We start from the raw sequence: 23,235 nt of genomic DNA, 5'->3' as shown, positions 1-23,235 counted from the left end.
GCTTCAGGATCGAAGTAGAGCACCAGGCCGACGATCAACACGATCAGGACGAACAGGCTGCCGAGCATGATGAGGGCGCCCACCACCACCTCCTTCTGATGCGATGCCCGGTGCTAACGGCCAGGTCCATTGGGCCACTTGAGTAATGAGCCCCCATCGACCCGGATCTGCTGTCCGGTGATGTAGCGGCTGTCGTCGCTGGCCAGGAACACACCGAGGTTGGCCATGTCCTCGGGTTCGATGTACGGGATCGGCATCGCCTGGAAGATCGTGAACAACGGCTCGGCATCCTCACGGGTGGCCTTCTTGCCCTCGGCGGTCAGATCGGGCCGGAACATGGAGTACATGCCGTCGTTCTGCAGCAGGTGGGTGTTGCAGTTGGTGGGGTGAATGGCATTGACCCGGATCATCTTCGGAGCCAGGTGCAGGCTCATCTCCTCGACGTACTCGATGACGACGCGCTTGCTCCATCCGTACCCCGCCCCGCCGGGGCCCATGTTGGGGTTGTCGGTGGTGCCCCGGATCATGCCGGCGGTCGATCCGGTGACGATGATCGACGATCCGTCGGGCAGGTGCGGAACGGTGACCGCGACGGTGTTCATCACCCCGACCAGGTCCACATCGGAGGCGTCGACGAACTGCATGGGATCCGGCCTGCCCATCGCCATCGGAAGGATGCCGGCGTTGGCGACCACGATGTCGATCTTGCCGAGGTCGGCGATCCCGGCCTCGACCGCATCTCGCAGCTCGTGGCGCTCGCGGACATCGGCGACGCGGGCGACGATGCGCCGGCCGAGTTCCTTGATCGCCCTTTCGGTTTCGGCCAGGTCATCGGGCGTGGCCAGCGGGTAGGGGTTTGACGGGATGTCGCGGCAGATGTCGACGGCGATGATGTCGGCACCTTCCCTGGCCATCGCGATCGCATGCGCCCGCCCCTGTCCGCGGGCGGCGCCGGTGATGAAAGCGACCTTGCCTTCGAGCTTTCCGGTCATCTGTGCTCCTAGTTGTGCTGGCCGGTCAGGCGGCGGGTTTGAATTCGATGTGAAGCTCGCTGAGCCCACGCATGATGAACGTCGGCTCGTAGGTGTACCGGCGGTCCTCGGCGGGACCGTGGTGCTCGGTGGAGATCGTGATGTCGGACATCCGGTCCAAGATCCGGTTCAGGGATATCCGGCCTTCCGCGCGCGCCAGTGGCGCGCCCGGGCAGGAGTGCACTCCCCGGATGAACGCGATCTGTTCGCGCACATTTCCACGATCCGGCTGGAAGGTGTTGGGGTCCGGGAATTTTCGCTCGTCACGGTTGCACGCCCCCGGCAGCACCATGACGGTGGTTCCGGCGGGCACTTCGATGTCACCGATACTGGTGGTCTTGCTGGCCATCCGGAAGTGAGATTTGACCGGGCTCTCCATCCGCAGCGTTTCTTCGAGGAACGACGGGATCCTGCCCCGGTCGTCGCGCAGCATCGTCTCGAATCCCGGGTTGTCCGCGATGAACCGGACTGCCGAGCTGACCAGCTTCGTCGTGGTCTCCGTACCCGCTGCGAACAGGAACGTCGACAAGTTCATGACGTCCTCGATGTCGGGCGTCGATCCGTCCTCGTACTTGGCCAGCGCCAGGCCGGTCAGCACGTCCTCGCGCGGTGCGCGCCTGCGGTCCTCGATGTAGGCGTAGAACTTGTCGTTGAGCCACTGCAGGGGGTTGTGCGTCGTCGGTGCCTCCTTACCGAGCTCACCGACCGTTTCCAGGGCGAACGCCGCCTTGAATTCCTCATGGTCCTCGCCCGGGACGCCCAGCAGATCGGCAATGACCAAGAGGGAGAACGGCTTGGCGTAATCGGCGAGGAACTCGGCCGATCCGCGGTCGACGAAGGTGTCGAGTTGCTGATCGGCCAGCCGCCACATGAAGTCCTCGTTCTCCTTGAGGCGCTTGGGAGTGATCAGCTTGTTCATCAGACCGCGCGTCCGGGTGTGCAGCGGAGGATCCTGCGAGGTGATGTGCTCGCCCATCGGCACCGCCAGCCGGTGCTCCTCGATCAGCTCCGAGACGTCGTCGCTCTCCCCCGGTCCGAACGGCAGGCCGGAGAACGGTCCCGCCACCGACACGCACGACGAGAACGCCGGATCCTTGTAGACGGCCAGCGCCTCGTCGTAGCCGGTGACGGCCAGCACGTTGAACGGAGTGGCATGGGCCACCGGGCATTTCGATCGCAGGTGGTCGAAGTAGGGGTAGGGGTCCGGCACCAGTGATGCGTCGGTGAAGAAATCCACCTCTTCGAAGCCGGAACGGATTTCGGTCATTGTTTCGCCTCCTGTACGGGTCGGCCGGAAGCTACTTCCAAGACCTGTCCGGTGCTGAGATCCATGATCGTGCCGAGGTTTTCGGCGATGTCCTCCGCGGTCAACGGGGTCTGGTTGATACCCTGCGAGGCCACTACGGCGATCCTGGCAACTCCTCCGAGCCCGACCCGCAGGATCTCCCCGGACAACTGGCAGGAGTCGTGTGCCAGGAATGCCGCGGCGGGGGCGCACAGGTCAGGCGGCATGGCGGCGTTGATCTGATCCATGAGTTCCGTCGAGATGCCGTGGTTGGCCGCGATCTTGTCGGATTGCGCCGCCGACATCCTGGTGAATGCGCGCGGCGCGATCGCGTTCACCAGGATTCCGTGTGCCAGGCCCTCACTGGCCAGCGTGCGGGTCAACCCGAATACCGCGCCCTTGGCACCGCCGTAGCTGGTGTGTTCGGGTATCCCGCCCAGCATGGCCTCGGACACCGTGTTGACGACCCTGCCGTAGCCGGCCTGCATCAGATGCGGCCAGGCAGCCCTCGTCACGAAAAGCGTTCCGAGGTAATGAACGTCGAGCATCGAGCGGAACTGATCGGTGCTGAGGTCGAGGAGTGCGCCCGCGACGTGAATACCCGCGTTGTTGATCACGGCGTCGAGGCGCCCGTAGGTCTGCAGGGCGGTGTCGACGATCGCGGCGGCGCCGGCCTCGTCGGCCACCGACGCGAAGCAGGGCACCGCCTCGCCGCCTGCCGCCTTGATCTCGGCAACCACCTCGGTGGCCGGTTCCGCCGAAGAGCCGTCACCGTCGATGCCCACGCCGTAGTCGGCGACGACGACGCGCGCGCCCTTCGAGGCCAGCAACAGTGCGTGACTACGGCCGACGCCTCTGCCACCGCCTGTCACGATCGCCACCCGACCGTCGTAACGGAGTTCGGTCATCGGGCGCCGGCCGGATCGAAGAGCACCGGCAGCGAGGTCGGCGACCGGAAGACCTGCCCACGGATGTGCGGGTCGTCTCCGTCCGGGTCCAGCCGCAGGTTGGGCAGTCGGTCCAGCAGAAGGTTGATGGCAGTGCGCATTTCGAGCCGAGCGAGGTGCATGCCCAGACACACGTGCACCCCATGGCCCCAGCCGAGATTTCCCTTGGACGTACGGAAGATGTCGAACGCGTCCGGATCGGCCCACCGGTCGTCCTGCCGATTCGCCGACCCGAGCATCGGCATCACCGAACAGCCTTCCGGAATGTGAACGCCGCCGAGCTCGGTGTCACACGTCGTGGTGCGCGTGATGGTCAGCAGCGGCGGGTTCCAGCGCACCGCTTCCTCGATGGCCTGCGGCAGCAACGACCGGTCGGCCCGGACCGCGTCCAGCTGCGTTGTGTCCGAGAGCAACCCGAACAGCAGGTTGCCCAGCGACCGATAGGTGGTCTCCACCCCGGCCGGCAGCAGGAGTCGCAGGAACGAGAAGATCTCTTCGTCGGTGAGCTTCTCGCCGTCGATCTCGGCCTCGGCGAGGAGACTGATCATGTCTTCCTTGGGCTCGGCGCGCCGGGCCTGCAGGATCGGTGCGAAGTACTCGCACAGCGCGGCCGACGCCGCCAGTCCGCGTTCCGGGTTCATGATCCAACTCAGCAGCGAGATGGACCAGCGCTGGAATTGCGGGTAGTCCTCCTCCGGCAATCCCAACAAACCCGCGATGATGCGGCTCGGATAGTCGAATGTGAATGCCTTCACCAGGTCGACCTTGCCGTCGGCGGCGAACTTGTCGATGAGCTCGTTGGCCACCCGACCGACCAGCTCGTCTTCCCAACGCGCCAGGGCCTTTTGCGAGAACGCCTTCGACACCAGCGATCGCAGGCGGCCGTGCACCGGCTCGTCCATGCCCAGCATCACGCGATCGCCGAGCACCGGGCCGAATGCCGCGATGACACCGGATGACGAGAATGTCAGATTGTCACGCAACATCTGCTGGGCGTCTTCGTACCGGTACACGATGAAGACGGGCTTGCCCTGCTCGCCAGGCATCGCGGACATGTCGATCCGTTGCACAGGCTCCTCGCGCCGAAGCCTGGCCAGTTCCGGGAATGGATCCCGGACGTCTCCCGAGACGGCATCGTCGAAGGAGCCGAAGTCCTCGAGGTCGTCAAAAAGCTGTTCCACAGAAGTTCTCCTCTATATCGCCGGATAGGCGACGGACTTGATCTCGGTGTACTGCTCGAATCCGGCCATGCCGTTCTGGCGACCGACACCGCTGTTCTTGTAGCCGCCGAACGGTGTGTCGGCCCCGTAGCCCGCGGTGCCGTTGAGGCCGATGAACCCGGCGCGCAGCCGGCGAGCGACGGCAAGTGAACGATCCAGCGAGCTCGACATGACGTTGCCGGCGAGACCGTACGGGCTGTCGTTGGCGATCCGGATGGCGTCGTCTTCGTCCTCGTAGGGAATCACCACGAGGACGGGTCCGAAGATCTCCTCCTGGGCGATGGTCATCGAGTTGTCCACGTCGGTGAAAAGTGTTGGGTTGACCCAGAAACCCTTGTCGAACTGGCTGGGCGCCTCGGTGCTGCCGACGAGCATCGTGGCACCTTCGTCGACGCCTTTGCGGATGTAACCGAGGATGCGGGACTGCTGTTTGGCCGAGATGACCGGGCCGCAGAGGGTGCCGGGGTCCTGCGGGTCTCCGGGCGCGATGTTCTCGTAGATGGCCTTCAGAATCGCAACGCCCTCGTCGTAACGGGAACGCGGCAACAGCATCCGGGTAGGAGCGGCGCAGCCCTGCCCGGCGTGCAGCAACGGGCCGATACCGATCAGGCAGGCGGTGTTGAAATCCGCGTCTTCCAAGACGATCGTCGCCGACTTGCCGCCGAGTTCGAGGAAGAGCCGCTTCATCGTCGCGGCACCTTTCTCCATGATCCGCCTGCCCACCGCCGTGGACCCGGTGAACGAGATCATGTCGACCTTGGGCGACAGGGTCAGTTCTTCTCCGACGAGGTGGTCCGATGCCGTCACGACATTCACCACACCCGCGGGGATATCGGTGTTCTCGGAGATGAGCCGGCCGAGCCGCGTGGCATTGAAGGGAGTGTCCGGCGCCGCCTTGAGGACCACCGTGTTGCCGGTTGCCAGCGCCTGGCCCAGCTTGTTGATGGCGACCTCGAACGGGAAGTTCCACGGCACGATGGCACCGACCACCCCGACCGGTTCACGCCACACCTTGCGCGTGGTGTTCACGCCGGTGACCGACACCACGGTGTCACCGAGATCGGTCTCCCACGGGAAGGTTTCGATCAGCCGGGCCGGATAGTTGAGGCCGTCGGCGAGCGGGGCATCCAGTTGTGGTCCGTGTGTCACGGCTCGCGGAGCGCCCACCTCGGAGATGAGTTCCTCGCGCAATTCCTCCAACTCGCCCTCGATCGCTTCATGCAGTTGTTCGAGGCACCGCTTGCGGAATTGGTGGTTGGTCGACCAGTCGGTCTCGTCGAATGACCGGCGGGCGGCGTCGATGGCCCGGTTCATGTCGGCCTTCGAGGCATCCGAGACCTCTCCGAGGATCTCTTCATTTGCCGGGTTGACGTTGGTGAACGTGCCTGCCTCGCCGTCGACGAGCTTGCCGTCGATCAGCATTCTCGATTCGAAGGTCACTTTCGAGCGCTCAGCCATGGCGGGTGCCTTCCCCTCGGAGTGCGCCGAACCGCGGGATGCCCATCATCAGCCGGGTCATCTGGTGCAATCCCGCCGCCGGGATCAAACGATTGGCGATCAACAACATTCGTGCATCGGGCCCGACAGCGGTCCTGACGAACGGCTTCGAGTTGTCGAGCGCTTTCGCCAGGCCTTCGGCGAACTTCTCGGGTGGCCTGGCCGCGCGTTTCATCATGGCCCGCCCGCGCTTGTCCATCGTGCGGTGGTGGGGAGCATAGGGTCCGTCCAGATCACGGTCGTCTGTGGTTCCCGCGTCGGTGATGATCTCCGTGTCGTAGGTCCCGGTGACCAGGATGGTGACACCGATCCCGAAGGGCGCGACCTCCCCGGCCATCGATTCACCCCATCGCTCCAGTGCGCCCTTGACCGCGGAATACGGTGCGGTTGCGGGCATTCCACGCACACCGGCGGCACTCGAGATCAGCACGATGCGGCCACGGCCGGCCTCTCGCATGGTCGGCAGCAGAGCCTTGGTGAGCGCCACCGGGCCGAAGATGTTCGTGGCGAACATGCGCTCCCAGAGGTCGGGCGATGTTTCCTCCACCATTCCCGCTGCGGAGATGCCGGCGTTGTGCACCAACGCATACGGCGCGCCGACCGCCTCCGTGATGCTCTTGGCTGCGGCCGCGATCGACGCTCCGTCGGTGAGGTCGAGCTGGACACCGATCAGCCTGTCGTCGTCCTCGCCGGCTCCGGCCGCCTCCCGCAGCACAGGCATCGCCTTCTCGGGGCTCCGCATCGCAGCCACCACGCGCCACCCCTCGCGATAAAGGCGCGTGGCAGATGCGAAGCCGAGTCCCCGGGACGCCCCGGTGATGACGACTGCCCGCGGCTCAGCCATCCTGGCCACCCGTCGCGCACCGGTTGCTCGTCGAACCCAACTCGACGTCGGGATTGCGAGCGGGCCCCTGCTGCCAGGTGGACCACTTGCCTACCGAGTAAGGCCCCTCGGCTCCGTTCGCCCGGTAGAACCCTTGTGGGTCATAGATCTTGGCTTCGGGGAAGGGCCACGGGCAGGCGACGGAGGTTGCCGCGCCGCTGGCCTTGATGACCCAGAACCAGCTGCCGTAGGCGAAGTACGACACGTTGATGATCGCGAACATCACCAGGAACGTGCCGAGTACCGGCCTCGACGGGAACAGCTTCGCCTTCGCGGCGAGCTTCTCGGCCACCGACTTTCCCGTGTCGTCGCGGTAGACCAGGATCGCCGCCGGGACCATCACGAAGGTCACCGACAGCGATTCCCAGATCAACGGGAACTGGAAGGTGCTGCCCGGGAACAGCGTGCCGAACGGAATGGCCTGCGAGTAGATGTACAGCCCCGTGCGGACCAGGCTGACCTCCAGGATGGCATCGAAGACGAAGCCGATGACCAAAACCAGTGCGCCCAAACTGATCAGTGGGTGCCGGGTGACGAATGCCTCGGGACCGCGCTTGGCCTGCAGCTTGCGCAGGATCCAGATCCCCGGGAAGTACGGGCCGAAGTAGAACAGGACGTAACCGAACACGATGAACGGCTCCACCGTCGGCGACATCATGATCAGGTACCAGTTCTCCGGCCAGTGCAGCAGCATCGGGTTGTACACCGCATACGGCGACCAGTTCATGATCGGGTCCTGCCAGACGATCAACGTCGTCACCAGGACCATGAGCAGCACCGGACTGCCGGGGTTCTTCCGCCAACCGACGATGAACATGACGGTGAACACCACGACGATGATCACGGCGCCCACCTGCGGGATGATCTGCCAGTGATCGAACGCGGTCAGGAACGCGACGGGACGCGGCCGGCCCTCGACGTTCGGGTTGGCCACCCGCGGGTCGACGTCGGTCCGCCCGACGGCCACGAACAACCCCAAGAAGCCGAGCCAAGCGAGCAGGGCGATCACGCGACCCCAGTTCGGGCCCTTGCGTGGCGGCGGTTTGACCTGGGTATCAGGCGGTAGCGATTCTCTGGTGGTCACGTCATTCCTCCCCGAACCGGTCGACCAGGTGCGAATTGATGCCGTCCGCATCGAGGGTCCGGGCGACCAGATAGCCCGATCCCATCCACGCGCGCCGTGTCCACTTCCCCAGGGACACCCGGGTTCCGGGTGCGCCAGACGCCGCGGGCATCATCTTCACGCGCTCAAGTGCCTCTTTGACGCCGCGCGGGCTCAGCGGATGGGCATCGGTGAAGGCGCGCACCAGCGTGGCGGCCACGTCGTGATTGACCACCGACACGCAGTACTCGGGACGACTTCCGCTGTACCGCTTGGCGTATCGGTCAAGCCAGGCCTGTCCGACCAGGTTGCCCTCGTCGTACTGATCGACCCCGACCCAGCCGAGAAACGCATTCCACATGATCGGGTTGACCCAGGCGTTCTGGAACGCGGTGGTGGTGAAGCGCGGGGGATCCCAGTTGACGGCCTCAAGCGCCGGGTTGATGAACACGATGCCGAAACCGAACCCGAGATGGACGATCGCCTCGGCCTTCGCTTCGTGCAGCGTGCTCACCGCGGCGTTGATGTCCTGCGCCGTCTGCGCGATCGCGGCTTCGGCGACAATCCGAATGCCCTTGCGGGCACAGGCCGTTCGCAGATTCTTCAGGTAGCTGTCGCCGATGAGGTTCTGCTCGACGAGTACGCCGATCTCGGTCAGGCCCCGCTTCGCGACCAGGTCCGCCAGAAAGATGGGTTCGTCGGTCATCGATCCCTGGGGAAAAGCGAACGTCCACTCCCCGAGCCAGTCGTCGGTTCCCGTGACGCTGATGGCCGGCACCTTGAAGCGCTCTTCGATCGCCTCCCGGAGCGGGACACAGTTGTCGGTGATGTTCGGTCCGAACACCACCAGGCAGCCCTCGTCGACGAGTTCGCCATACGCATCGATGACCGCTTTCACCGAACCCTTGGGCAGCCCCTCCACCTCGCGGTAAATCATCTGCACCGGCCGATCCATCAGCCCTTGCTCGACGGCCTCCTCGAACACCAGGTCAAACGTCTGGGTGAATGAAGCCAGCAGCTCGTCCGGAAACCCGGGCGGCAAGGTGAAGTCCATCAGGTAGCCGACCTTGATGGGCTCCGCAGTGCTCTCGTATGACATCTGACCTCCATGGTGCGGGCGTTCGTCGCAGGAACACCGGGGTCGACCTAATATTTGTTCTGAACCTAACGGGGGTACTGCACGGCGTCAATCACCAGCCGCCGATCCGCCCAGGTAGACGTCGATGAGCTCGTGCAAACCGCGGCTCACGGCCACGTCGTCGGTCAGCGGTCCCGCGACCGCCACCCTGGCCGCAACGGTCATGGGCAGCCCCTCGGCGACCAAGCGCCCAGCGGCGATCAGCACGCGGGTCGACGCGACTTCGCGCAGGCCACCGGTCTCCAGGCGCCGGATGGCCTGCCCGAACCGCACCAGCTCGGCCGCGGTGGAACGATCGACTCCCGCCTCGTGGGCGATGATGCCCTCTTCGACTTCGGGTTCCGGAAAGCCGAACTCGATGGCCACCATCCGCTGGCGGGTCGAGTCCTTGAGGTCTTTGAGAACGCTTTGATAGCCGGGGTTGTAGGACATGACCAGACCGAACCCCGGCGCCGCGTCCAGCGTGATACCGAGGCGCTCGATCGGCAGCTGGCGGCGATAGTCGGCGAGCGGATGCAGCACCACGGTGGTGTCCTGGCGGGCTTCGACCACCTCGTCCAGGTAACAGATCGCGCCCTCGCGCACCGCGCGGGTCAGCGGGCCGTCCATCCAGACCGTCTCATCGCCCCGCAGCAGATACCGGCCGACGAGATCCGCGGTGGTGAGGTCGTCGTGGCAGGCGACGGTGATGAGCGGCCGGCCGAGGTCATGGGCCATCGCCTCGACGAAGCGCGTCTTGCCGCACCCGGTCGGACCCTTCAGAACCAGCGAAAGACCCTGGCGGTACGCCGCCTTGAACACCGTCTCCTCGTTGCCGACCGGCTTGTAATAGGGACGCGCGCTCAGGGTCTGCGCATTGGCTCCGTTCTGGTGAGCGAGTCCGGACTCGTTGGCCATCAACACACCTTTCGTCGTATCCGCGACACTGCGGTACTGAAGCGAGCCTAACGCGGAACAGATGTTTGTTTCAAGCACTTGTTGCCCAGTCGTTGCGCGAGCATCGATGATGCCAATGCCATTCTGGGACTTGACATCACCGCAACAGAGCTACCTTCAGGACACCCGCCGACGAACCTCGCCAGAGCGAATCGCCGAGCGGAACAGCGGCCCGATGACGCCTGCGAGCTGGTCGGGACTGGAGATGGTGGCGTGCGCGGTGCTACCGAACACCCGGCGCAAGGACTCCACGTCGGTGCTGGCGCCGATGGTCAGACAGACACAGCCGGTCCCCCGGCGCCGCGCCTCGGCCAAGGCGCGTCTGGCATCCGCGGCGCCGTAGGCCCGCTCGTAGCCGTGGTCGTAGGCCAGTCCGTCGGACAGGACCACCAGCAGTCGCCGCGAAGTGCCACCGCGCTTCTCCAGGACCGACGAGCCGTGCCGGATCGCCGCTCCGAGTCGCGAATAGGCGCCGGGTTCAAGACTGTTCAGCCTTCGGATCACCTGCGCGTCCAGGTGGTCGTCGAACCGTTTCACCGGGACCATGGTCACCGCGGACCGCCCCTGGGAGTAGTAGGCGTACAGCGACACCCGGTCACCCAGGTCATGCAGCGCGACCATGAGGTGCGCCACCGCCGTGCGCTGCTGCTGGTGCACGGTACGGCCGACGGCGCCCGGCTCCGCCGTCGAGCCGGACACATCCAACAGCAACAGCACCGACAAGTCCCGGCGCCTTCGCAGACTGTCGAGATAGACGGCCTCATCGGGTACCGATCCGGCTCGGACCTCCACGCGCGCCTCGAGCGCGGCATCGATGTCGATGTCGTCACCCTGGGGCTGGCGATGACGCCGGTGCAGACCCATGCCGAGACGAGCCAGCGGGCGCCGCACGCTGATCGCATCCTCGATCTGCTGGGTGGCGTGCGCCTTGACCTGCGGGTCAGCCTCGCGGACGGTGCACCAGTCAAGCCGATAGATCCCCCGGTCGGCGTTCCATTCCGGGTACTTCACGCCCTCGGTCTTGATGTCGACGACTTCCTCCGACGACACCGTGGCCAGCGACGAGACTGCATGCACCCCGCGTCTGGTCGAGTTGGTGCGGTGGGTCGGCGAGTCGGCGCCCGGCGGTCCCCCACCGCTGCCACCCGTCTTGCGCGACGAGGACAGCAGTTTCTTGAGCCACTTTCCGATGGCCCCGCCCCCGCCGACCGGGCTGGAGAACAGATCGGGGTCATCGGAGTCGTCCCAACTATCGGGGTCGTCTTCCTCCAATTCCTCGAGTTCCTGCTTGCCCTGCCGCCGCGGCACATGTCCCACCGACTGCTGATCGGCCGGTTTGACCGCCGCGCACGCCGCCAGGACCTTCTTGGCCTGAATCACCCCGAAGCCCGCAGGCGGGGCGCTGAGCGCATCCCGCCCGCGGGCGATCGCCAGGGACGATGCGGCCGAATCGCTGCGTTCGGCGATACTTCGGTCAGTCAGGGCGCCAAGAGAATTCGGCAGGAGTGCGTGGTTGGCCAACAGCGCACGGTGCCCCTCCACGGCCAGGTAGCGTTCGGCCAATCGCCTATGCCGGACCAGGGCTCCGACCACATCGGGGTCCAGGCTGCCTGCCGCGATCAGCGACGCCTGCACGGCTACCGATTCGAGCCGTGCACGTGCGGGCGCCGACGGGTCGACGAACACGGTCTTGCCATCGGTCCACGGTGCGCTGCCCGCGTCGGCCGGGGCCACCGCGACCGGACGCGCTGCCAGCGCGGATGCCAGCATTCCCAGCCCCGAGAATCGGCCGCCGTCTCCGCCACCGTCAGACACCCGATACCTCCGCTGCACGCACCGCGTTGACCAAATATCTGTTCCACCGTAGAGTTCGGCACCACCGGAGTCAATCGACGCCAAGCCGGAACATCAACGAGCAAGGGCTACAAAGTGATCGACTTCAACGACCAGGTCGCCGTGGTGACCGGCGCCGGCCGCGGCCTAGGCCGTCAGTACGCGCTCGAATTGGCACGGCGCGGGGCCGCTGTCGTGGTCAACGACCTCGGCGGCACGATGGCGGGCCAAGGCTCCGACACCGCGGTCGCCGATCAGGTCGTCGAGGAGATCACGGCCTCCGGCGGCACCGCCGTGGCATCCTATGATTCGGTCGACAGCCCGGAGGGCGGTGAGGCGATCGTGCGCACCGCGGTCGAATGCTTCGGCCGGCTCGACGCCGTGGTCAGCAATGCCGGCATCTTCAACAGCATCCCGTTCGAGGAGCTGTCCGCCGATGAGTGGCGACGCATGTTGAGCGTTCACCTCGACGGCGGGTTCTACCTCGCCCAGCCCGCCTACCGCGTGATGAAGAGCCAGGGCTACGGCCGGTTCGTGTTCGTCGCATCGTCGGCGGGCATGTTCGGCCAGCACCTCGAGGCACATTACGCCGCGGCCAAGTCCGGGCTGGTCGGGTTGACCAACGTGATCGCACTCGAGGGCGCACCGCACGGGATTCTGGCCAACACCGTACTGCCGTTCGGTATCTCGCGAATGGTCACCGAGACCCTGGGCGATCCGAAAGTCCTTGAGGACAATGGCTTCTTCAAGGCGATCCGGCCGGAACTGGTCGCCCCGCTGGTGGTGTACCTGGCCAGCCGCGACTGCGGGCTCAGCCACCAGAACTTCTCGGCCTGCGCAGGCCGCTTCGCCCGCGTGTTCGTCGGTTTGGGCGAGGGCTGGATGGCGCCACCGGACTCCGACCCGAGCGCCGACGACATCGCCGCGCACCTTTCGGAAGTCGCTGCGACCGAGCCTTTCACGATTCCGGGATCGATCTACGACGAAGTGTTCGGGGTGACCGAACGGCTCGGCGTCACTGCGTGAGCCGGACGGCGGCGTTGCGGTCGACCCGTTCGGCGCAACGTCGCGGACGCCGGGCGCGAGTGCTCTACCGGCGCATACGGCTGCACGGGATCCCCAGCGCACCAGCACTGTTCTGGTAGCCTCTAACCAAATATTGGGTCAGTCGCCCAAATCGTATGACGGGAGCCAGCAATCATCGTGGAGTCGCTGTGGGCCGTCCCCAGGTAACGCCTGGGGAGCGCAGGACGCTCAAGCGCACCCCAGGTCGCGCAATCGACGCCGGCTCCGCTGCTGAGGATCGCACGCGCCGGACCGAGATCCTCGAGACCGCTGCCACGTTGATCGCCACGTCGGGCCTTCGTACGTCGCTGCAAGAGATCGCGGATGCGGCAGGCATTCTTCCGGGCAGCCTGTACCACCATTTCGAATCCAAGGAAGCGATCCTGGTGGAACTGCTCGCGCGGTATCACGAGGACCTCGACCGCATTGCCGCGCAGGCGCAGAGCCGATTGGACGGTCCCGATCCGGCGTCGCCGTTCGACCGTATCGCCGAACTCGGCTCGGACATCGCGCGGTGCGCCGTCGCACACCGGGCCGCGCTCCAGATGTCGTTCTACGAGAGCCCGAGTTCCAACCCCGACCTCGTCGCACTGGCCCAGCGCCGCCCGACCGCCACGCTCGACGCCATGCAGCAGACCCTGCGGGCCGCACGATGGGCCGGTTACCTGCGGTCGGACGTCGACCTGGCCGTGCTGGCCGACCGGATCTGCCAGTCCATGCTGCAGGTCGGACTCGACGTCATGCGCCACAATGCCGCTCCGGAGAAGGTCGCCACCCTGCTGTGCCGGATCCTTCTGGAAGGCTTGTCCACCGGTCAGCCCACCGACGCCGAACTCGACAAGTCCGTCCCGTTCGTGGCAGCCGACGACGTGGTCCGGAGCTGGATCGAGGAGGCCGAGTCCGAGGCCGATGACAAGACCGCCCACATCCGGGCGGTGGCGCGGGCCGAGTTCGGCCGGCGCGGCTACGAGGGTACGACGGTGCGGGATATCGCCTCGGCGGCAGGCATGGGCACCGGCACGGTGTACCGGCTCATCGGGTCGAAGGACGAACTGCTGGCGGCGATCATGCAGTCCTTCGGCGAGAAGATCGCGGTGGGCTGGACAGAGGTCCTCGGGTCCGAAGGCACCACCATCGAAAAGCTCGACGCGCTGAGCTGGATCCACACCAACGCGCTGGATCAGTTCGGAGATGAGTTCCGGATCCAGCTGGCGTGGATGCGCCAGTCGCCGCCAGACACCCCCAACCCCGGCTGGTTGTTCATGCAGCGCGTCAAGCAGGTCAAAGCGCTTCTCGCCGCAGGGATCAAGGCCGGTGAGATCAGTATCGACAGCCCCTCGAACGAGATCCTGGCCCGGTCGGTCATCGGCGTGGGATGGATACCGGAGAACATTCTTCGGCAATTGGGCACCCGCGCATCGCAGATCCACGTCCGGGACACCAGCCTGCGCGGTGTGGTCGTCCGCTGATCGCGGACTAGTCGAAAACGTACCGTGGCAACGTGTTCGGGATATCGACCGAGCTCAACAAGCCGGCAGGCGCGTCGACAACGTAGGGGATCGCGTTGACCACCCGCATCGCGGTGGCAGCCATCGCCGCCTGCCCGGCGCCGTGTCCCTCGGCCGCCCCCAGGTTCATCGCACAGTGGATGTCTGGATCACCCTCGATGTCCACCCGGTAGGTGGCATCGAATTCCGACGCGGGCCAATCGGGTGCGACGTCGCGCGACATCCGGATGATGTGCTCGACCACGATGGCCTCACGTCCGTTCACCACACCGGCCGCGCGCGTGCACACCGCACCGCAGGTTCCGGCGGCGATGGTCCCGAACGCCACAGTGATGTCGCGGTCGGTGATCCTGCGATCGAGGGATCCCCGAATCTCGGACACCTCGGCCCCGAGCGCATCGGCCATCATGTGAATCGGTGCTTTCCAAGCCATCTCGATGAAGCCCGGGGTTTTGAGCATCGGCTCGAAATCCAGCGGGCGCCCGAAACCCATGCCGTCCATCATCACGTCGGCCACCGGATAGTGATCGTTGAGGGACACCTCGGTGACCGTGAGGCGGTCGATCTTCTTGGATTGGGTTGCCAGCATCAGCGCCAGTTGATCCGAGCCGAATCCGGGAAAGACCCCAGATGCGTAGAACGAACAATTTCCGGCCTTGGCCGCAGCCTCCAACTGGTCTCGCCATTCCGCCGAGTAATAGGCCGGCGGGTACACCAGGCCGGTCGATGTCGTTGACACCACGTTGATTCCGGCGTTCAGCAGTCGCACGTAGTCCGGCACCGCGCCGGCATCGCGGTCCGGCCCACTCGCCGCGTACACCACGCAGTCGGGAGCCGACGCGATCAGCGCCTCGACGTCGTCGGTGGCCGGCACGCCGAGGGGGGCACGCCCCGCGAGCACACCCGCGTCGAGTCCGACCTTCGACGGCGAATGCACCCACACACCGGCCAGTTCGAGATCCGGGCGCCGGGCGATCGCGTCGATCGCGATCGATCCGACGCCGCCCGTCGACCAGACGACGGTCCGCAGGGGTCGCAAAGGTGTTGTCATGCTTGACTCCTCATCCGACATTCGGTCATGCCCGTTCGGACGCCATGACGGCCCGTTCGAGGTAGAACCAGGCGACGTCGGGCGGTAACCCTCCGCACAGCGGTAGCAGGGGCAACGGTCTGCCCGCACGGATGTAACCGGCGGCCTCGTCGACGGTCAGGATCTGATAGGGGCCACCCGCCTCCCGTAGTTCCGGCACGGTGTGGGCGCGCGAGATGCTCGCGACCGTGTTGTCGCCGTGCCGGTAGGTGGCAGCGGTCACCGCGTCGTGAAGAAGGAAGGGGCCCAGCTCATCCCATGCCCGGTCCGCGTCGTCGGCCACGAACACCGCAGTGGGCGTGTTCGGCGCGGGCAACTGGACCACACCGGGTTCGTGGCCGTTGGCCCGGCATTCGAACTCGTAGAACTCCTTGAGTCCCGGGGTCGCGGACTGCGAGATGAACCCGAGGCCGTGGCGGGCGGCACGTCGCGCGGCGGCCCGGGTGCCGCCCGCGATGAGCAGGTACGGTCCCGACGGACTCGCACATCCGGGGGTGACCGTGATCCGCCGGCCGTCATGGTCGACGGTCTCCCCCGCCAACAGACGAAGCAACAGTGCCACCTTCTCGTCGGCCAGCTTGCCGCGCGCGCTCATCTCCACACCAAAGTGTTCGTATTCCTCGGCGCGATGCCCGATGCCGAAGGCATACGAGACCCGGCCACCGCTGATGATGTCCAGCGCGCAGATCTCCTCGGCCAGGCGGACCGGATCCCAGAACGGAATCGGCACCGCGGCAAGCAGAATCGGCAGTCGATCGGTGCGGGCGGCAATCGCCGAGGCGAGGACTGTCGGCGCGGCGAGGTGCCCGTCGGCGGTGCCGTGGTGCTCCGACAGCACTGCCATCACCGCGCCGCGCGTCTCGGCCCATGCGCACATGTCGATGGCGGCGCCGTAGAGGTCGGTCGTCGAGGTATGCGGCGCACGCATGTCGAATCGCAGCGTGAACATCACGCCGACTGTAACCTAAGTTTTGTTCCGCGTCACCGGTAGCCGCGAGCAGACGCGAATGTCCCCGAGATCCGGTGATCTCGGGGACATTCGCGTTTGGTCGGCGCGACGAATTCAGCGGCGCGGCAGCCCCAGCACCTGGGTGGCGATGATGTTGCGCTGGATCTCGGAAGTCCCGCCGGCGATGGTGCCGCCGAAGCTCCTGGCATAACGCTCGAACCAGCTGGCGAAGTAGTGGTCGAGGTTCATGTGCTCGTACGGACCCGAGGTGGTCGGGTGGATCAACCCGTCGGGACCGGCCGCGGTCAGCGCATTCTCGAACGCGTTGCGCTCGGCCTCGGATCCGAACAGCTTGAGCACCGACACCGACGCGGTGTCCGCCTCGCCGCGTGAAGCCTTCGCCAGCCCAGCGGATCCCATGGCCCGCAAGGCCTGATAGTCCATGATCGTGGTGGCGTACTGGTCACGCTCCAGCTCGGTCTTGGGCTGGAAGTCGGCCAGCATGTTGTCGATCCGGTCGGCGAAACCGAGCCACATCATCGTGCGCTCGTGCCCGAGCGATCCGTTGGCCACACCCCATCCGCCGTTGAGCGGACCGACAAGGTTCTCGGCCGGCACCCGGGCGTCGGTGAAGAACACCTCGTTGAAGTCGAGATTCTCCTCACCGGTCATGTCGGCGAACGGCCGGCACACCACCCCCGGCGTATCGGTCGGGATGATGAGCACGCTGATTCCCTTGTGCTTCGGCGCATCCGGGTCGGTGCGCACGAAGGTCAGCAGGAAGTCGGCGTCATGGGCGCCAGAGGTCCACACCTTCTGGCCGTTGACCACGAAATGGTCCCCGTCCAGGACGGCACGGGTACGCAGGGACGCGAGGTCCGAACCCGCGCTCGGCTCGCTCATCCCCAGCGAAGCGGTCTTCTCACCGCGCAGCACCGGCACCGCCCAGCGGTGCTTCTGCTCCTCGGAACCGAACGTGAGCAGCGACGCCGCAATGATGTTGACGCCCTGCGGGTTGAAGCTGTGGTAGATCCGGCGCCGGCACAGCTCGTCGAGGTGGACGAAGGTCTGCACCACCGACGCGTTTCGCCCGCCGAACTCGGGCGGCTGGGCCGGGAGCAGCCACCCGTTGTCGAACAGCAGCCGCTGCCAGTCGCGGGCCCACTGCGGCATGTGCGACACCGACCGGGGCCGCTCGAGCGTCTGCGCCTCCGAGGGCAGGTTGGCATCGAGGAATGCGGAGAACTCGGCGCGGAACTCCTCGACATCGGAATCGAATGTCAGCTGCATTTACAGGCCCCTGTAGGTCGTGCGGTATTCGGCGGCGATCAACGCGCGGTGCTCGGCGGCGCCGCCCAACAGGAGCTCGCCCGCCTTGGCCCGCTTGAGCGCGAACTGCACGTCGTTCTCCCAGGTGAAGCCCATGGCCCCGAACAGCTGCAGGCCATGCCGGAACACCACGGCCTGGCACTCCCCGGCGGCGGCCTTGGCCATCGCCGATGCCAGCCGCCGGCGCGGGTCGTCGGCGGCGATGGTCAGCGCGGCGAAGTACGAGAGTGCCCGTGCTCTTTCGATGGCCACGTGCATGTCGACGGCCTTGTGCTGCACGGCCTGGAACGACCCGATCGCCACACCGAACTGCTGCCGCTGCTTGACGTGGTCGAGGGCCAGATCGAGAACCCGCTGGCAGGCTCCGACCATCGTGACGGCCATGCCGGTCAGGGCCAGGTGACGAGCCTTCTCCGTATCCACGTGAATGCGATCCGCGTCGTCGACATGCACGTCGTCGAACGACACCTCCGCCACGTGCAGCACCGGATCGAAGACCGGGCTGCGCTTGGCCGACACCTTGGCGGCGTCGACCAGGAACACACCACCGTCGGTCACCACAGCCAGGTTCTGCGCGCGGTCCCCCTCGAGGACGTGATGGGCGGTTCCGGTCAGCACCCAGCCGGTGGCATCCCGGTTGGCCGTCACGCCGCTGTACACCGCGGTGCCGGCCTTGGCCGCATCGAAGCGGTCCCCCGCCAGTGGCGCATATTGCGTCATGGTCGCCAGGTATGGCGTCAGGTCGGTGGCCCGGCCGAGCTCTTCGAGCACGATGGCCAGTTCCACCGCGTTCTCCGAGTCGGTGAGCTCGGTCCAGCCCTGGTCGATATAGCTCTGCCACAGCGGTGTCGGATCGACACCCTGCTCAGCCACTTCACGGACCAGCGTGGCCGGGCACTGTTTGGTCACCGCGTCACGCACGGTTTCCTGCCATAGCCGCTGATCGGCATCAAATTCGAGTAGCAACCGCCGCCTCCTGCCGCACTGTCACGTTCGAAATGAGAATAGCATTCTCTTTCTATGGTGTGACCTTCTCCTCTAGCAAGTACCGGTTCTCGGTAGTAGTCCGCTGTGCAGGTGACCAGCACTGGCAATTACCTGCGACAAAGGGCCGCGACGTTCTGAGAACTATGTTCTTGCCATAGAAGAATATGGATCTAGACTGGCTGTAAGATCCGGCGCGAGAGGCACGTCGTCATCAGCGCGTGCGCAGCTCGTTTCCGGACGGACATCGGAGGACAGTCTTGGTAATCAAAGACCCGGCGCAGCCCGGCAGTGCGGGAACGCCCCTGATCGACGCGAGCGTGCACGTCTTCTTCGGTTCGAACAAGGACCTGCGGCAGAACTTCCTGCAGGAACCGTTCGCCAGCCGCGGCTTCCCCGACTACGAGATGAATTGGTACGGCGCACCGGGCGGCGAATACGCCAAGGACACCAAGGGACCCAACCGGCAGTACCCCGGCTCGGATCCCGACATCGCCGCGCGGCATCTGTTCACCGACCGCGGCGTCGACATCGCGATCCTGCACCCCATGACCCGCGGCATCATGCCCGACCGTCACCTCGGTACCGCGCTGGCCGCCGCGCACAACGCGATGATGGTGACCCGCTGGCTCGAACACGACGAACACGGTGAACGGTTCCGCGGCACCATCCGGGTCAACCCGGACGACATCGCCGGCGCACTGCGTGAGATCGACAAGTACAAGGACCACCCGCGCGTGGTGCAGATCGGCGTGCCGATGCAGTCGCGCGAACTCTATGGCAAGCCGCAGTTCTGGCCGCTGTGGGAGGCGGCCGCCGCGGCGGGCCTGCCGGTGGCCGTGCACATCGAGGGTGGAGCCGGCATCCAGTTCGCGCCGACGCCGTCCGGTAAGGCCCGGACCTACGAGCAGTACCTCGGGTTCATGGCGCTGAACTACCTGTACCACCTGATGAACATGATCGCCGAGGGCGTGTTCGAGCGGAACCCCACGCTCAAGTTCGTCTGGGCCGACGGCGCCGCGGATCTGTTGACCCCGTTCATGTGGCGGATGGATTGCTTCGGCCGCCCGCACCTGGAACAGACCCCGTGGGCACCGAAGATGCCGAGCGACTACCTGCCCGGCCACGTGTACTTCGTGCAGGGCGCGCTCGACGGTCCCGGCGACACCGATTTCGCCGGCGAATGGTTCAGCTTCACCGGCAAGGAAGACATGGTGATGTTCGGTTCCAGCTACCCGCACTGGCAGCTGAACGAACCGAGCGTTCCGAGCGCGTTCAGCACCGAGCAGCGCGACAAGTTGTTGTGGCGCAATGCCGCAGAGCTCTACGGACTGCAAAACGCAGTTCCCACGTCCGCGGTTGCGGCACAGTAGAGGCACGTGAGGGAGGCCCTGTATGTCAACCAACCAGCCAATCACGACGAATCCACGGGTGCCGGCCACGGAGCGGATCGCGGTGCGGTGCGTCGACTCCGACGTCCACCCCATGCCCAAGCGCGGTCAGCTCCTCGAGTACATCCCGGAGCCGTGGCGCAGCAAGTTCTTCATGAGCCATCCGGTCGGCGACCAGATCTACTACGACGCACCCGATTACGCGCACTCCTACGCGATGCGGCTCGACGCCTTCCCGCCGGACGGTGAGTTCGCCTGCAGCGACCCCGATATGGCGCTGCGCCAGCTCATCATGGAAGCCGGCTCGGACATCGCGATCCTGGAACCGACGCACGGCGAGAGCCGCCTGGGTGAGGCCACCGCGGCCTACTGCACCGCCACCAATTCCTGGCTCGCCGACAACTGGCTGGACCCTCACAACAACTGGCATGAGCGCTGGCGCGGCTCGATCTGCGTGGCCATCGAGGAACCGTCACTGGCAGTGGCCGAGATCGAGAAGTGGGCCGAACACCCGTACATGTCCCAGGTCCTGATCAAGGCCGAGCCGCGGCCGTCATGGGGGGACCCGAGGTACGACCCGGTGTGGGCAGCGGCGACCAAGCACGACATCACCGTGAGCTGCCACCTGTCCCGGGGCGAGTTCGAGAACCTGCCGCTTCCGCCGGTGGGATTGCCGAGCTACAACCACGACTTCATGGTCACGTACTCGCTGTTGGCGGCCAACCAGGTGATGAGCCTGATCTTCGACGGCGTCTTCGACCGGTTCCCGACCCTGCGCATCGTGTTCATCGAGCACGCGTTCACCTGGATCCTGCCGCTGATGTGGCGCATGGACGCCATCTATGAGGCGCGCAAGTCCTGGATGGACATCAAGCGCAAGCCGAGCGAGTACGTCAAGGACCACATCAAGTTCTCCACCCAGCCCTTGGACTACCCCGAGGACAAGACCGAGCTGTCGCGGGCCTTCGAGTGGATGGAGTGCGAGAAGATCCTGCTGTACTCCAGCGACTACCCGCACTGGACATTCGACGACCCGCGCTGGCTGGTCAAGCACCTGCCCGAGCACGCCCGTGAGGCCATCATGTTCCGCAACGGCATCGAGACCTACAAGCTGCCCGAAACCGTCCCGGTCCTCGAGGGACAGGTCCGGGTGTTCTAGTGACCGAGCCTGACAAGCGCCCCCGGCTCGCTCAGGGTCGCGAGCACGTCGTCGCGACCGTGGAGGAGATCCCGCCCGGCACACACAAACTGGTGCCGATCGGCCGCCACGGTGTCGGTGTGTACAACGTCAACGGCACCTTCTACGCGATCGCCAACTACTGCCCGCACGAGGGCGGTCCGCTGTGCTCGGGCCGCGCCCGGGGCCGCACGGTGGTCGACGACGATGTGCCGGGTGACGCTGTGATGGTGCGCGACAAGGAGTTCATCTACTGCCCCTGGCACCAATGGGGTTTCGAGCTGGCAACCGGCACCACCGCGGTGAAGCCGGAATGGAGTATCCGTACCTACCCGGTCCGTGTGGTTGGAGAAGATGTGTTGGTGATGGCATGAGCGAGCTTGCGAGCGAATCATCGATGTCGGGTGAGATTCAATTTCCTTTGGGCACCCCGGAACTCAAGCGGGGCGAGAAGACCATCGAGATCAACGGCGGCAACGTCGTCTACGAGATCCTCGGCAAAGAAGGCGATTTCATCGCGCTGACGCCCGGCGGCCGGTTCAGCAAGGACATTCCGGGACTGCGTCCGCTGGCCCAGGCCCTGGTCAAGGGCGGCTACCGGGTGCTGCTGTGGGACCGGCCCAATTGTGGCCGCTCGGACATCCAGTTCTACGGCCAGAGCGAATCGCACATGCGCGCCGAGACACTCTCGGCACTGATCACCAAGCTGGGCATCGGCCCGTGCATCCTGGCCGGCGGTTCCGGCGGGGCCCGCGATTCGATGCTGACCGCGATGCTCTACCCCGAGGTTGTCACCAAACTCGTGGTGTGGAACATCGTCGGCGGCGTGTACGGGTCGTTCGTGCTCGGCTCCTACTACATCGTGCCGAGCATCCTGGCCGTGCGCGGAGCCGGCATGAAAGCCGTTGCCGCCATTGAAGAGTGGAAAGAGCGCGCCGCCGAGAACCCGGTGAACCGCGACCGCATCCTGGCCCAGGATCCCGATGAGTTCCTCAAGCTGATGCTGCGCTGGCTCAATGCGTTCGTTCCGAAGCCCGGCCAGACCATTCCCGGCGTCGAGGACGAGATGTTCGACAACATCACCGTGCCGACGCTCATCATCCGTGGCGGCGAGAACGATCTGGACCATCCCAAGCGCACCTCCCTTGAGGTCAGCTGCCTGATCAAGGGTTCCAAGCTGATCGACCCGCCGTGGCCCGAGGATGCCTGGGAGCGCGCCGGTGAGGACCGGGCCGCGGGGAAGGTCAAGCGGTTCAACATGTTCGACACCTGGGTGCAGGCCGCGCCGGCGATCATCGAGTTCCTGGGGTCTACCTCCCCGGAGCCCAGGTGAGCGCAGTGCCGTCGCCCTCACACCGTCCGGATGTGCACCTCGCAGTTCAGCGAAGCCTCCAGGGCGGTGTGGACGCGGCTTTCCGGGATGCGGGTCAGGTCGGCCTTGTCCAGGGTCACCGTCACCACATCCCAGCCCTCGTCATCGACGGACCGAACGATGTCGCCCGACAGTCCGAAACCGGCCAGCACGCCGCGGGCGTCCTCGTCGGTCCCGCGGCTCACGAAGGTGACCACCCCAGCCGTGGGCGCGGTGCCAAAAGCCTTGGCACACAGTTCCATCGCGATGGCCTGCAGCTCTGGTGCGTCGTTGCCGGCGATCAGCACCTCGACCTCGCGGCGATTCGCGGGCAGTCCGGCGAGCTGGTTGTCCAGCACCTCGGCCCCACGTTCGCCCAGCAACCCACGGAGCGTTGCCATGCCGTCGGATAGCTCCTGGCCCCCGAGCTCACCGGCCGGGTCGACTCCGACGCGCACCACCGCAGTTCTCATGCCGGTAAGCCTAACCGGGGACGGGATGTGACCATGACAGCCGAAC

The 23,235-nt window shown here is 65.8% G+C and carries 21 protein-coding genes; 6 read left to right on the top strand and 15 right to left on the bottom strand.

Annotated elements, in window-relative coordinates; translation table 11 throughout:
• Window positions 1–113: 113 nt before the first annotated feature.
• From TX88_RS27650 to TX88_RS27605, 10 genes are all read right to left on the bottom strand, one after another.
• Window positions 114–992 carry a mycofactocin-coupled SDR family oxidoreductase gene (locus TX88_RS27650; protein WP_044522364.1) on the bottom strand — a complete coding sequence of 293 codons (879 nt, stop codon included), beginning with the start codon at window positions 990–992 and terminating at the stop codon, window positions 114–116.
• Between the two features lie 25 nt (window positions 993–1,017).
• Window positions 1,018–2,298: a cytochrome P450 gene (locus TX88_RS27645; RefSeq protein WP_044522363.1), complete on the bottom strand. Its 1,281-nt coding sequence runs from the start codon at window positions 2,296–2,298 to the stop codon at window positions 1,018–1,020.
• Window positions 2,295–3,224 carry an SDR family NAD(P)-dependent oxidoreductase gene (locus tag TX88_RS27640; RefSeq protein ID WP_044522362.1) on the bottom strand — a complete coding sequence of 310 codons (930 nt, stop codon included), beginning with the start codon at window positions 3,222–3,224 and terminating at the stop codon, window positions 2,295–2,297. The genes TX88_RS27645 and TX88_RS27640 overlap by 4 nt, the downstream gene beginning before the upstream one ends.
• On the bottom strand, window positions 3,221–4,444 hold the full coding sequence (locus tag TX88_RS27635; RefSeq protein ID WP_044522361.1) for a cytochrome P450: 1,224 nt from the start codon (window positions 4,442–4,444) through the stop codon (window positions 3,221–3,223). Before TX88_RS27635 ends, TX88_RS27640 begins: the two co-directional genes overlap by 4 nt.
• A 12-nt stretch (window positions 4,445–4,456) precedes the next feature.
• Window positions 4,457–5,941 (bottom strand): aldehyde dehydrogenase family protein, encoded by a 1,485-nt coding sequence (locus TX88_RS27630; protein ID WP_044522359.1) that lies wholly within the window; start codon window positions 5,939–5,941, stop codon window positions 4,457–4,459.
• Window positions 5,934–6,824 (bottom strand): SDR family oxidoreductase, encoded by an 891-nt coding sequence (locus TX88_RS27625; protein WP_044522356.1) that lies wholly within the window; start codon window positions 6,822–6,824, stop codon window positions 5,934–5,936. The genes TX88_RS27630 and TX88_RS27625 overlap by 8 nt, the downstream gene beginning before the upstream one ends.
• Entirely contained in the window at window positions 6,817–7,947 is a 1,131-nt protein-coding gene (locus TX88_RS27620; RefSeq protein ID WP_044522354.1) for a spirocyclase AveC family protein, read from the bottom strand. The genes TX88_RS27625 and TX88_RS27620 overlap by 8 nt, the downstream gene beginning before the upstream one ends.
• A gap of 1 nt (window position 7,948) precedes the next feature.
• Window positions 7,949–9,064, bottom strand: coding sequence for an ABC transporter substrate-binding protein (locus TX88_RS27615; protein ID WP_044522353.1), 1,116 nt, complete (start codon window positions 9,062–9,064; stop codon window positions 7,949–7,951).
• Window positions 9,065–9,151: 87 nt separating this feature from the next.
• Window positions 9,152–10,000: a CbbQ/NirQ/NorQ/GpvN family protein gene (locus TX88_RS27610; RefSeq protein WP_044524124.1), complete on the bottom strand. Its 849-nt coding sequence runs from the start codon at window positions 9,998–10,000 to the stop codon at window positions 9,152–9,154.
• A 156-nt stretch (window positions 10,001–10,156) separates the two neighbouring features.
• Window positions 10,157–11,809: a nitric oxide reductase activation protein NorD gene (locus tag TX88_RS27605; protein WP_044522352.1), complete on the bottom strand. Its 1,653-nt coding sequence runs from the start codon at window positions 11,807–11,809 to the stop codon at window positions 10,157–10,159.
• Between the two features lie 159 nt (window positions 11,810–11,968).
• Here TX88_RS27605 and TX88_RS27600 point away from each other — a divergent pair, with 159 nt between their 5' ends.
• Entirely contained in the window at window positions 11,969–12,898 is a 930-nt protein-coding gene (locus TX88_RS27600; RefSeq protein ID WP_044522350.1) for an SDR family NAD(P)-dependent oxidoreductase, read from the top strand.
• A gap of 188 nt (window positions 12,899–13,086) precedes the next feature.
• A complete protein-coding gene (locus tag TX88_RS27595; protein WP_044522349.1) occupies window positions 13,087–14,406 on the top strand; it encodes a TetR/AcrR family transcriptional regulator in 1,320 nt (439 codons plus the stop codon).
• 7 nt (window positions 14,407–14,413) lie between these two features.
• Here the strand turns inward: TX88_RS27595 and TX88_RS27590 are convergent, their stop codons facing one another.
• The 4 genes from TX88_RS27590 to TX88_RS27575 all read right to left on the bottom strand — a co-directional run bounded on the left by TX88_RS27590 (window position 14,414) and on the right by TX88_RS27575 (window position 18,779).
• On the bottom strand, window positions 14,414–15,496 hold the full coding sequence (locus TX88_RS27590) for an NAD(P)H-dependent amine dehydrogenase family protein (RefSeq protein WP_044522347.1): 1,083 nt from the start codon (window positions 15,494–15,496) through the stop codon (window positions 14,414–14,416).
• Window positions 15,497–15,521: 25 nt separating this feature from the next.
• On the bottom strand, window positions 15,522–16,484 hold the full coding sequence (locus tag TX88_RS27585) for an LLM class flavin-dependent oxidoreductase (protein WP_044522345.1): 963 nt from the start codon (window positions 16,482–16,484) through the stop codon (window positions 15,522–15,524).
• Between the two features lie 114 nt (window positions 16,485–16,598).
• Window positions 16,599–17,774 (bottom strand): acyl-CoA dehydrogenase family protein, encoded by a 1,176-nt coding sequence (locus TX88_RS27580; protein ID WP_044522342.1) that lies wholly within the window; start codon window positions 17,772–17,774, stop codon window positions 16,599–16,601.
• A complete protein-coding gene (locus tag TX88_RS27575) occupies window positions 17,775–18,779 on the bottom strand; it encodes an acyl-CoA dehydrogenase family protein (RefSeq protein ID WP_044522341.1) in 1,005 nt (334 codons plus the stop codon).
• 278 nt (window positions 18,780–19,057) lie between these two features.
• On the opposite strand from TX88_RS27575, the gene TX88_RS27570 reads away from it, so the two are divergent.
• From TX88_RS27570 to TX88_RS27555, 4 genes are read left to right on the top strand one after another with little or no spacing between them, the layout of a single operon-like run.
• Complete coding sequence (locus TX88_RS27570) at window positions 19,058–20,170, top strand: amidohydrolase family protein (protein ID WP_044522338.1); 1,113 nt, start codon at window positions 19,058–19,060, stop codon at window positions 20,168–20,170.
• Window positions 20,171–20,192: 22 nt separating this feature from the next.
• Window positions 20,193–21,347 (top strand): amidohydrolase family protein, encoded by a 1,155-nt coding sequence (locus TX88_RS27565; protein WP_044522337.1) that lies wholly within the window; start codon window positions 20,193–20,195, stop codon window positions 21,345–21,347.
• Entirely contained in the window at window positions 21,347–21,739 is a 393-nt protein-coding gene (locus tag TX88_RS27560; RefSeq protein WP_044522335.1) for a Rieske (2Fe-2S) protein, read from the top strand. The genes TX88_RS27565 and TX88_RS27560 overlap by 1 nt, the downstream gene beginning before the upstream one ends.
• A 23-nt stretch (window positions 21,740–21,762) precedes the next feature.
• On the top strand, window positions 21,763–22,698 hold the full coding sequence (locus tag TX88_RS27555) for an alpha/beta fold hydrolase (RefSeq protein ID WP_044524122.1): 936 nt from the start codon (window positions 21,763–21,765) through the stop codon (window positions 22,696–22,698).
• Window positions 22,699–22,715: 17 nt separating this feature from the next.
• Here the strand turns inward: TX88_RS27555 and TX88_RS27550 are convergent, their stop codons facing one another.
• Window positions 22,716–23,189, bottom strand: coding sequence for a hypothetical protein (locus TX88_RS27550; RefSeq protein WP_044522334.1), 474 nt, complete (start codon window positions 23,187–23,189; stop codon window positions 22,716–22,718).
• Window positions 23,190–23,235: the final 46 nt, after the last annotated feature.

It is taken from the genome of Mycolicibacterium septicum DSM 44393, from assembly GCF_000455325.1.
Classification (GTDB): domain Bacteria; phylum Actinomycetota; class Actinomycetes; order Mycobacteriales; family Mycobacteriaceae; genus Mycobacterium; species Mycobacterium septicum.
Note: the sequence above shows the minus strand (reverse complement) of the source record. Positions and strands in the feature narration are given on the sequence as shown.